Origin of the sequence: Agromyces mediolanus (genome assembly GCF_014648575.1) — a bacterium.
Taxonomy (GTDB): domain Bacteria; phylum Actinomycetota; class Actinomycetes; order Actinomycetales; family Microbacteriaceae; genus Agromyces; species Agromyces mediolanus.
Map to the genome: position 1 here is coordinate 145,822 of NZ_BMRJ01000001.1, position 9,823 is coordinate 155,644.

The 9,823-nt window shown below is 73.1% G+C and carries 7 protein-coding genes; 6 read left to right on the forward strand and 1 reads right to left on the reverse strand.

Annotated features, from left to right (window positions below; all coding sequences use genetic code 11):
- Positions 1-158: 158 nt before the first annotated feature.
- The 4 genes from IEY71_RS00650 to paaZ are packed head-to-tail and all read left to right on the forward strand — an operon-like array spanning position 159 to position 5,129.
- Positions 159-1,355, forward strand: coding sequence for an acetyl-CoA C-acyltransferase (locus tag IEY71_RS00650; RefSeq protein WP_189083396.1), 1,197 nt, complete (start codon positions 159-161; stop codon positions 1,353-1,355).
- Positions 1,352-2,101, forward strand: coding sequence for an enoyl-CoA hydratase/isomerase family protein (locus IEY71_RS00655; protein WP_189083397.1), 750 nt, complete (start codon positions 1,352-1,354; stop codon positions 2,099-2,101). Before IEY71_RS00650 ends, IEY71_RS00655 begins: the two co-directional genes overlap by 4 nt.
- Positions 2,098-3,006 carry a 3-hydroxyacyl-CoA dehydrogenase family protein gene (locus tag IEY71_RS00660; protein WP_189083398.1) on the forward strand — a complete coding sequence of 303 codons (909 nt, stop codon included), beginning with the start codon at positions 2,098-2,100 and terminating at the stop codon, positions 3,004-3,006. Before IEY71_RS00655 ends, IEY71_RS00660 begins: the two co-directional genes overlap by 4 nt.
- A 26-nt stretch (positions 3,007-3,032) precedes the next feature.
- Positions 3,033-5,129, forward strand: coding sequence for a phenylacetic acid degradation bifunctional protein PaaZ (gene paaZ / locus IEY71_RS00665; protein ID WP_189083399.1), 2,097 nt, complete (start codon positions 3,033-3,035; stop codon positions 5,127-5,129).
- 187 nt (positions 5,130-5,316) lie between these two features.
- Here the strand turns inward: paaZ and IEY71_RS00670 are convergent, their stop codons facing one another.
- Positions 5,317-5,841, reverse strand: a complete 525-nt coding sequence (locus IEY71_RS00670) for a CGNR zinc finger domain-containing protein (protein ID WP_189083400.1) — start codon at positions 5,839-5,841, stop codon at positions 5,317-5,319.
- Between the two features lie 25 nt (positions 5,842-5,866).
- Here IEY71_RS00670 and IEY71_RS00675 point away from each other — a divergent pair, with 25 nt between their 5' ends.
- Positions 5,867-6,064, forward strand: a complete 198-nt coding sequence (locus IEY71_RS00675) for a hypothetical protein (RefSeq protein WP_189083401.1) — start codon at positions 5,867-5,869, stop codon at positions 6,062-6,064.
- Between the two features lie 635 nt (positions 6,065-6,699).
- Complete coding sequence (locus tag IEY71_RS00680) at positions 6,700-9,771, forward strand: DUF5979 domain-containing protein (protein ID WP_189083402.1); 3,072 nt, start codon at positions 6,700-6,702, stop codon at positions 9,769-9,771.
- Positions 9,772-9,823: the final 52 nt, after the last annotated feature.

The window sequence follows — 9,823 nt, forward strand, 5'->3', positions numbered from 1 at the left end:
CCCACCGACTTGCCCGACTTTCATGAAAGTCGGGCAAGTCTGTTTTGAGGGTGGGCGTGCGGGCCGGCGGCGGGCATGCCATAATTACTTTCCGAACGCTCGGTCAGGAAATAAGCTGGGCGAACCGCCGTCGCAGACAACGCAGTCAGGAGACCCGCATGGCCGAGGCCTACCTCGTCGGAGGCGTGCGCACGCCCGTCGGACGCTACGGCGGCGCGCTGGCCGGCGTCCGCCCCGACGACCTCGCCGCCCTCGTCGTCCGCGAAGCGGTCGCCCGGGCCGGCATCGGCGCCGATCAGGCGGGTGAGCTCGACGAGGTCATCCTCGGCGCCGCCAACCAGGCCGGCGAGGACAACCGCAACGTCGCCAGGATGGCCGTGCTGCTCGCGGGCCTCCCCGACGAGGTCCCCGGCATCACCGTGAACCGCCTGTGCGCCTCCGGCATGTCGGCGGTCACGATGGCCGCGCAGGCGATCCGGGCGGGCGACGCCGAGCTCATCGTCGCCGGCGGCGTCGAGTCGATGACCCGCGCCCCCTGGGTGCAGCAGAAGCCCGAGCGCGCCTGGGCGAAGCCCGGCGCCGCCTACGACACTTCGATCGGCTGGCGCTTCCCGAACCCCGAACTGCTTGCCCGCGACAAGGCCACCTACGCGATGCCCGAGACGGCCGAGGAGGTCGCGCGCGTCGACGGCATCACCCGGGAGGAGGCGGATGCCTTCGCCCTCCGTTCGCAGCAGCGCGCCGCCGCGGCCATCGCCGCCGGACGCTTCGAGGCCGAGATCGTCGGCGTCGCCACCCGCGCCGGCGAGGTGCTCGTCGACGAGGGGCCGCGGCCCGAGACCACCCTCGAGGCATTGGCCGGGCTGCGCCCCGTCGTCGCCGGCGGCTCGGTCGTCACCGCGGGAAACTCGAGCTCGCTGAACGACGGCGCCTCGGCGATCGTCGTGGCGAGCGGTGCCGCCGTCGAACGCTACGGGCTCGTGCCGCGCGCCCGCATCGTCGTCGGCACGAGCGCCGGGCTCGCTCCCGAGATCATGGGCCTCGGCCCCGTACCCGCGACCGAGAAGGCGCTCGAGCGCTCCGGGATCGACCTCGACGAGATCGGCTCGATCGAGCTCAACGAGGCGTTCGCGACCCAGTCGATCGCGTGCATCCGCAGGCTCGGCCTCGACGAGGCGCGCGTGAATGCCGACGGCGGCGCGATCGCGCTCGGCCATCCGCTCGGCTCCTCCGGCTCGCGCCTGCTCGTCACGCTCCTCGGCCGGATGGAGCGCGAGGGCTCCCGCTACGGCCTGGCCACCATGTGCGTGGGCGTCGGCCAGGGCACCGCGGTCATCCTGGAGTCGGTGCGATGAGCGCCGCCGGCGGCCGCGTGCTCCGCATCGAGCGCCTCGACGACCGGGTGGTCGCGACCCTCGACCGCCCCGAGAAGCGCAACGCGATCGACCAGGCCATGATCGACGAGCTGCACGAGCTCTGCGCCGAGCTGGAGGCCGAGCCGCGCATCCTCATCCTGACCGGCGCGGGCGGCGTCTTCGCCTCGGGCGCCGACATCGCCGAGCTGCGCGAGCGCCGCGCCGACGACGCCAGGAAGGGCATCAACGCGCACGCCTTCATCCGCGTCGCCGAGCTGCCGATGCCCGTCATCGCCGCCCTCGACGGCTACGCCCTCGGCGGCGGGGCCGAGCTGGCCTACGCCGCCGATCTGCGGCTCGGCACCCCGGCCCTGAAGATCGGCAACCCCGAGACGGGGCTCGGCATCCTCGCGGCGGCCGGCGCGAGCTGGCGGCTGCGCGAGATCGTCGGGGACGCGCGCGCCATGGAGCTGCTGCTCACCGGCCGCGCCGTCGGCGCCGAGGAGGCCCTCGCGATCGGCCTGATCACGGCGGTGCATCCGCCCGACGAGCTGCTGCCCGCCGCGCACGCGCTCGCCGACCGCATCGCCCGCAACGACCGGGCGGCGACGATCGCGACGAAGCGCGTGTTCCGCGCGCCGCGCGCGGCGCACCCCGACGTCGACCTCGAGGAGCAGGCGGCACTGTTCGAGAGTCCGGAGAAGTTCCGGCGGATGACCGAGTTCTTGGAACGGCGGAACGGATGAGCGCGGCGGAACGGGTGCCGGAGGCACCACACGTGCGGGAAGGCGGCGTGGGCGGCGCCCCCGCCGCGGTCGGAGTGCTCGGCGGCGGCCGGATGGGCGCGGGGATCGCGCACGCCTTCCTGCTCGCCGGGTCCCGGGTCACGGTCGTCGAGCGCGACGCCGACGCCGCGGATGCCGCCGGCCGACGGGTGCGCGACGCCGTCGCCGTCTCGATCGAACGCGGCACCGCCGACGAGACCGCCGGCGCGTACGACGCGCGCTTCGCGACGAGCACCGAGGTGGGCGACTTCGCCGCGTGCGAGCTCGTCGTCGAGGCGGTCCCGGAGGAGCTCGCCCTGAAGGCCGACGCCCTCACCCGCGTCGAGGCCGTGCTGGCGCCCGACGCGGCCCTCGCGACGAACACCTCCTCGATCTCGATCGACGAGCTCGCGGCGCTGCTCGACCGCCCGCATCGCTTCCTCGGCATGCACTTCTTCAACCCGGTGCCGGCGTCGGCGCTCGTCGAACTCGTGCGCGGCCACTCGACCGACGCCACGCTCGCCGTCGAGGCGCAGTCCTGGGTGCAGGCGATCGGCAAGACCCCGATCGTCGTCGCCGACGCGCCGGGCTTCGCGTCCTCCCGTCTCGGCGTCGCGCTGGGGCTGGAAGCGATCCGCATGCTCGAGGCCGGGGTCGCCTCCGCCGAGGACATCGACCGGGCCATGACGCTCGGCTACAAGCATCCGGTCGGCCCGCTCCGGCTCACCGACCTCGTCGGGCTCGACGTGCGCCTCGGCATCGCCGAGTACCTCGCGAGCACGCTCGGCGAGCGCTTCGAACCGCCGGCCCTGCTGCGGCGGATGGTCGCCGAGGGCCGCCTCGGCCGCAAGAGCGGCGAGGGCTTCTACCTGTGGGATGCGCCGTGAGCGCGCAGACGAGCGAGAGGAACACGATGAGCGAGACCCTGACGGACGCGGCACTGCCGAGCTACGTGCGGGATGCCTGGTGGAGCCCGGATGCCTCGGCCGCGACGAGCGAGGTGCGCGACGCCGCGACCGGCGAGCTCGTCGCCCGCGTCTCGACCGAGGGGCTCGACCTCGCCGGTGCGCTCGAGCACGCCCGCACGGTGGGGCAGACCAGCCTCGGCGAACTCACCTTCCACCAGCGCGCGGTGCTGCTGAAGCGCATGGCGCTCGCGCTCACCGAGCGCAAGGCCGAGCTGTACGAGCTCTCGAGCCGCACCGGCGCCACGAAGCAGGATTCCTGGGTCGACATCGACGGCGGCATCGGGGTGCTCTTCACCTACTCGAGCAAGGGCCGGCGCGAGATGCCGAACGCGAAGGTCTACGTCGACGGCGCGGTCGAGCAGCTCTCGAAGGACGGCACATTCCTCGGGCGGCATGTGTACACCCGGCTCCCCGGCGTGGCCGTGCAGATCAACGCCTTCAACTTCCCGGTGTGGGGCTCCCTCGAGAAGTTCGCGCCCGCCTTCCTCGCCGGGGTGCCGACGCTCGTGAAGCCCGCGACGCCGAGCGGCTACCTCGCCGTCGCGATGGTGCGCATCCTCGTGGAGTCCGGCCTGCTGCCGGCCGGCTCGCTGCAGCTCGTGGCCGGCAGCGTGCCCGGGCTCTTCGACGAGCTGCGGCTCGGCGACCTCGTCGCGTTCACCGGCTCCGCCTCGACGGCGGAGCAGCTGCGCGCCCACGACTCCGTGCAGACGGGCGGGGTGCGCTTCACGAGCGAGACCGACTCGATCAACGCCTCCGTGCTCGGCACCGACGCCTCCGCCGGCACGCCCGAGTTCGACGCCTACGTCAAGCAGCTCGTCGTCGAACTCACCACCAAGGCGGGGCAGAAGTGCACCGCCATCCGGCGGGCGATCGTGCCCGAGGCATCCGTCGACGACGTCATCGCCGCGGTGCGCGAGCGCATCGCGGAGCGCGTCGTCGTCGGCGACCCGCGTGCCGAGGGCGTCACGATGGGTCCGCTCGCCTCGACCGAGCAGCGCGACGAGGTGCTGCGGCAGCTCGCCAAGCTCGAGGCGGCGGGCGGCGAGCGCGTCATCGGCGAACCGGGGGAGCCCGAGGTGCTGCGCGCCGACGGCACGCGCGGCACCCTGCCGGAGGGCGCCTTCGTCGTGCCCACGCTGCTGCGCTTCGCCGACGCCGACAGTCCCGCGCTGCACGAGGTCGAGGCCTTCGGGCCGGTGTCCTCGATCGTCGGCTACCGCTCGCTCGCCGAGGCGGCCGAGCTCGTCGCGCGCGGCGGCGGCTCGCTCGTGACGAGCGTCGCGACGCACGACCCGGAGGTCGCGGTCGCGCTCGCCGGCACGGTCGCGGCCTACAACGGGCGGCTGCTGTTCCTGGATCGCGACGACGCCCGCACCTCGACGGGGCACGGCTCGCCGCTGCCGAACCTCGTGCACGGCGGCCCCGGGCGGGCCGGCGGCGGCGAGGAGCTCGGCGGCATCCGCGCCGTGCTGCACCACATGCAGCGCACCGCCGTGCAGGGCTCGCCCGAGATGCTCACCGCCCTCACGGGCGTCTGGCACGCCGGGGCATCCGCCCGGCCGTACGCGGCGAGCGGCGAGCGGCACCCGTTCCGCAAGTCGCTCGCGGAGCTGCGCATCGGCGACCAGGTGCAGAGCCCCGCGCGCACGGTCACCCTCGACGACATCGAGACGTTCGCGGCGTTCACGGGCGACACCTTCTACGCCCACATGGACGAAACCTCGGCGGCGGCGAACCCGTTCTTCCCGGGGCGGGTCGCGCACGGCTACCTGCTCGTGTCGTGGGCGGCCGGCCTGTTCGTGGACCCCGAGCCGGGTCCGGTGCTCGCGAACTCGGGGCTCGAGAACCTGCGCTTCGTGACGCCGGTGTCGCCGGGCGACGAGATCCGCGTCGAGCTCACGGCGAAGCAGATCACGCCGCGGGAGACCGACGAGTACGGCGAGGTGCGCTGGGACGCCGTGCTGCGCAACCAGCGCGACGAGCTCGTCGCGAGTTACGACGTGCTGACCCTCGTCGCGAAGGAGCCGGCAGCCGCGTAGGGCGCACGCGGGCGCCCGTGCGCGTGTCGCGACGTCGCGCGAATCGCGCGCCGCGCGGCGGGGATCGGTACGTTTGCGCGACTCCATGATGTGAAGTCGCGCGAACGGCTGGATGCCCCGGCCGCCGTGAGCGATTCGCGCGACGTCGTGCACCGGGCCCGGCGGGCCGCCCCGCCGGGCGAGCCGTTCAGCGAGCGGCGTTCCGCTCGCGGTGCCGGCGCACGGCCGCACGGTTCGCGCAGCGCACCGAGCAGTAGCGCTGGCGCCCGTTGCGGGTGACGTCGACGACGACGTTCGCGCACGGGGACGCGGCGCAGCGGCCGAGCCGGTCCATGCCCCGCGTCGTGAGGTGCAGGGCCGTGCCGACCGAGATCACCGCGGCGAGCACATCGGGCAGGGTCTGCAGGTCGTCGCGGTAGTGCAGGTGCCAGCCCTCGCCGTCGTGGTCGGTGAGGCGGGGGTAGGCGGCGACGGCCGCCATCCGGGCGTTCAGGATGGCGGCGCGCTCGGGATCGCTCGTGGCGTCCACGACCTCGAGCCAGCCGCCGATGACGCGGCGGGTGCCGGCGTGGTCGTCGGCGTGCACCGGGAACGTCATCGTCATGCCGAACTCGCGCGTCCGCGCCTCGATGCCCGCCCGGTCGTCGGGCCAGTCGTCGGCGAGCGAGGCCGCGAGCAGGACCGCGTACTCGCCGTAAGGGTTGAGATGCATAACGGCATTACATCATCGTGGGAACATGACCGGAAGCCCCGCCACTCGATCGGCCCCCGCGCCGGTGATCGCGCACGAGCACGGCTGGCTCGTCGAGTCCGCGCACCGCACCTCCGAGGGGATCGTGCAGTACGTGCGCTGCGCCGAGTGCGGCGTGCGCCGGGTGGATATCGCGGCCGTCCCGGTCGTCGTCCCCGCCGCCGCGAGCCGCGAGTTCGGCTGAGGGGGGCGCTTCGACATCGGGACCGCTTCGACGAGCTCAGCGGACCAAGGACGGCGCTTCGACAGGCTCAGCGGACCAGGGACGGCGCTTCGACGGGCTCAGCGGACCAAGGACGGCGCTTCGACAGGCTCAGCGGACCAAGGACGGCGCTTCGACAGGCTCAGCGGACCAAGGACGGCGCTTCGACAGGCTCAGCGGACCAAGGGCGGCGCTTCGACAGGCTCAGCGGACCACTGGTTCGCTGAGCTCGTCGAAGCGGTCCCCCCCCCGCATGGTTCGCTGAGCTCGTCGAAGCGCCGGGAAAAATGTTCAGCCGAACCGGCGTCATGATTCGGCCGGTCCGCCATCTCTCAAGTGGCGGCACTGACGGCCGCCCGTCCTGACCCGACAGGACGCCCGGTCCGCGCCCGAACGCGAACCGGCGCTCGCATTGCGTGCGGACGTGCCCGGCACGTCCGCACGCAGGCGCGTGTTTCGCACGCGCTCCTTCAGTGCACCCTCCCGACGGGTCGCCGATCGGTCGTCCCCGGACCGCTCGGTCGGACGTACCCGAAGGAAGGAATGCAGTCTTGTCGAGCCTCGTGCGTGCGGCCAGCCCCGGCCGCCACCGCGGAGCGAGGACAGCCATCGCGGCTGTGCTCAGCCTCCTCCTCGCCGTCGCGGCGAACGTCTTCGTCGCGGTTCCCGCGGCGAACGCCGCGAGCGGCACCCCCATCTCCATCGACAACGTCCGATTCGAGACCTCCAAGATCCCGGACGGCAGCCGTCAGGAGCTCACCGTCGACTGGAGCGTGCCCGGCGAGGCATCCAACCCGGTCGCGGTCGTCGTGGACCTGCCCGACGGCCTGCGCGGCTTCGCCGACCGCTTCCCGATGCTCGACCCGGACGGCGCGGCCGCGGGCGAGTGCGTCGTCGACGCCGAGCGGATCACCTGCACCGTCGATCCGGCGTACGTCGAGGGTCACGAGCTCGAGATGCGGGGCTCGTTCACCTTCCTCGCCGACGTGTGGCTCGAGAACATCGAGACCGTCGAGCACGTCTTCGAGTTCGGCACGGTGCAGACGCCCGTGACCGTCGACCCGAACCCGAACCGCTGCACCGAGAACTGCGAGTTCGGCGGATGGGACGCCTGGAAGAGCGGCTCGTACCAGAACCTCGAGGACACCATCAGCTGGTGGGTCGGCGTGCCCAGCGGTCCCGACGGCATCCCCGCCGGGCAGCGCGTCGCCGTCGAGGACGTGCTCGACCCGACGGTGTTCGAGCTCGTCGGCGAGCCCCGCGTGCTCGAGGCCCGCTCGCTCGCCTACGACTCCCTCGGCCGCCAGTCGCCCCAGTTCGCGTGGAAGCCGGCCTCGGAGTACACCGTCTCGGGCGACGGACTGCGCGTCGAGTTCACCTCCGTCGCCGGCCTCGGCGCCGACGCCCCCGAGGGCCAGCAGGGCATCACCGGCTCGGTCTACGAGGTCGTCTGGACCGTGAAGGTGCTCGACCTCGGCAAGGCCAAGCACTACACGAACGTGGCGAACTGGGAGATCGAGGGCGAGCGCAGCGGCACCACGACCGGCACCGCGACCCGTTACTCGGGCTCCGGCACCGTCGTCGGCACGAACTTCGGCAAGTTCCGGCTCACCAAGGAGCTCGCGGGCGACACCTCGCTCGCACCGGCCTTCACCGTGAACTACACGAGCGAACTCGACGGCGTCGTCACCGAGCAGAAGCCGATCACGATCCACGCGGGCGAGTCGTTCCTGAGCGACGAGTTGTTCCGCGGCACGACGATCACGCTCGACGAACTGAAGCCCGCCGAGCCCGCGAACGTCGACTGGGCCGACCCCGTGTTCGTGCTGCCCGACGGCACCCGCACCGACCGCGTCGAGCTCGCGTTCGACGGCACCCAGGGCAAGCTCGGGCAGATCACCGACATCCGGCTCGAGAACGCCGCGACCCTGCAGCGCGCCTCGCTCGGCGCCGCGAAGACGGTCGTGAACCCCGACGGCATGCGCATCCCCGACGGCACGAGCTTCACGCTGAACTACCGCTGGGCTGCGAACGCGGCGCTCGGCATCCCCGCCGGCGGCGGCGCGGTGCAGCTGCCGCTCGACGGCAGCCGGGTCGAGATCCCCGGTCTGCCGCTCGGCGCGGTCGTGGACTTCACCGAATCGGCGCCCGCGGCCGTGCCCGGGGCCAGCTGGCAGGAGCCGGTCGTCGAGCCCGCCCGCGTCACCGTCGGCCCGGACTCGGCCGACGTGCAGGTGCAGGTGACGAACACGCTCACCCGCGACCTCGGCTCCTTCGACCTCCGGAAGCGCCTCGGCGGCGCCGGCTCGGGCCTCGTCGACGACCCGAGCTTCACGGTGCAGTGGTTGTACCCGGCCGATCCCGAGCGCGGCGTGTACGAGGCCGGCAGCGGCACGGTCGAGGTGACCGCCGGCGGCGAGCCCGTCGCCGTCGAGGGGCTGCCCGCGGGCGCCGTGGTCACCCTCGAGGAGCTGCTCGACCCGGTCGAGGGCGGCACCTGGCGGGAGCCCGTCTTCAGCCAGCAGACGTTCACGATCGTGAAGGGCACCCGCATCTCGGTCGACCTCGACAACGAGCTCGCGCTGAACACCGGCGAGTTCTCGGTCGTGAAGCGCCTCGAGGGCAGCGGCGCGGGGCTCGTGCCCGCGACCGACGCGTTCACGGTGCGCTACGAGTACGACGCGGGCATCGGCTTCGGCGCGGGCTCCGGCGAGCTCGTCGTGCGCGCCGACGGACAGGCCGTCACGAGCGGTCCGCTGCCCTACGGCGCCGTCCTGCGGCTCACCGAGCTGGAGCCGGCGCCCGTCGTCGGCGCCACCTGGGCCGAGGGGGCCGTCTTCTCACCCGAGACCGTCACCATCGGCGACGGCACGACGGTCGAGGTGAGCCTGACGAACACGATCACCCGGGATGTCGGATCGATCGAGCTCCGCAAGCAGCTCGAGGGCACCGGCGCGCACCTCGTGTCCGCGGACCGCGAGTACCGCTTCACCTACGAGTACCCGGCGGGCGCGGCCTGGGACGCGGTCGGGCCGACCGAGCTCGCCGTGCCCGGCGACGGCAGCGCGGTCAGGATCGACGACCTCCCGGCGGGGGCCGTCGTGACGATCCGCGAGCTCGAGCCCGAGGCCGTCGAGGGCGGCAGCTGGGGCGCGCCGCGCTTCTCGGAGTCGAACGTGGTGACGGTCGGGAAGGACGCCTCGACCGAGGTGCTCGTGGTGAACACGCTCGAGCTGAACGCCGGCTCCTTCGCCGTGCGCAAGCAGGTCGACGGCTCCGGCGCCGGGCTGCTGCCCGGCGGCACCGAGTTCACCGTGCGGTACAGCTACCCCGCCGGACCGGGCTTCGAGGCCGGATCGGGCGTGCTGACCGTCACGGCCGGGGGCGTCGCGACGAGCGAGCCGATCCCGTACGGCGCCCGGGTGAGCCTCAGCGAGGTGACCCCGACCGCGGTGGACGGCGCCGAGTGGACGAGCGCCCGCTTCAGCGCCGACTCGGTCGTGATCGGTGACGGCACGGTCGCCGAGATCGTGCTGACGAACACGCTCGAGCGCACCGGCGTCGAGGCGGATCTCGCCTCGACGGGCGTCGACGGGGTCGGCGCCGCGATCTTCGGCGGCGGTCTCGCGGTGCTCGTCGGCCTCGCGCTCCTCGTCGGAGGCATCCTGCGCCGTCGCCGCAGCGCGTAAGCGGCTCGGCCGTGAACCCGAGTTGCCCGACTTTCATGAAAGTCGGGCAACT

What these genes read in the sequence shown, in the direction of transcription:
- IEY71_RS00660 (WP_189083398.1), top strand. Translation starts at nt 2,098, where the DNA reads ATGAGCGCGGCGGAACGGGTGCCGGAGGCACCACACGTGCGGGAAGGC.
- IEY71_RS00655 (WP_189083397.1), top strand. Translation starts at nt 1,352, where the DNA reads ATGAGCGCCGCCGGCGGCCGCGTGCTCCGCATCGAGCGCCTCGACGAC.
- IEY71_RS00650 (WP_189083396.1), top strand. Translation starts at nt 159, where the DNA reads ATGGCCGAGGCCTACCTCGTCGGAGGCGTGCGCACGCCCGTCGGACGC.
- IEY71_RS00675 (WP_189083401.1), top strand. Translation starts at nt 5,867, where the DNA reads ATGACCGGAAGCCCCGCCACTCGATCGGCCCCCGCGCCGGTGATCGCG.
- paaZ (WP_189083399.1), top strand. Translation starts at nt 3,033, where the DNA reads ATGAGCGAGACCCTGACGGACGCGGCACTGCCGAGCTACGTGCGGGAT.
- IEY71_RS00670 (WP_189083400.1), bottom strand. Translation starts at nt 5,841, where the DNA reads ATGCATCTCAACCCTTACGGCGAGTACGCGGTCCTGCTCGCGGCCTCG.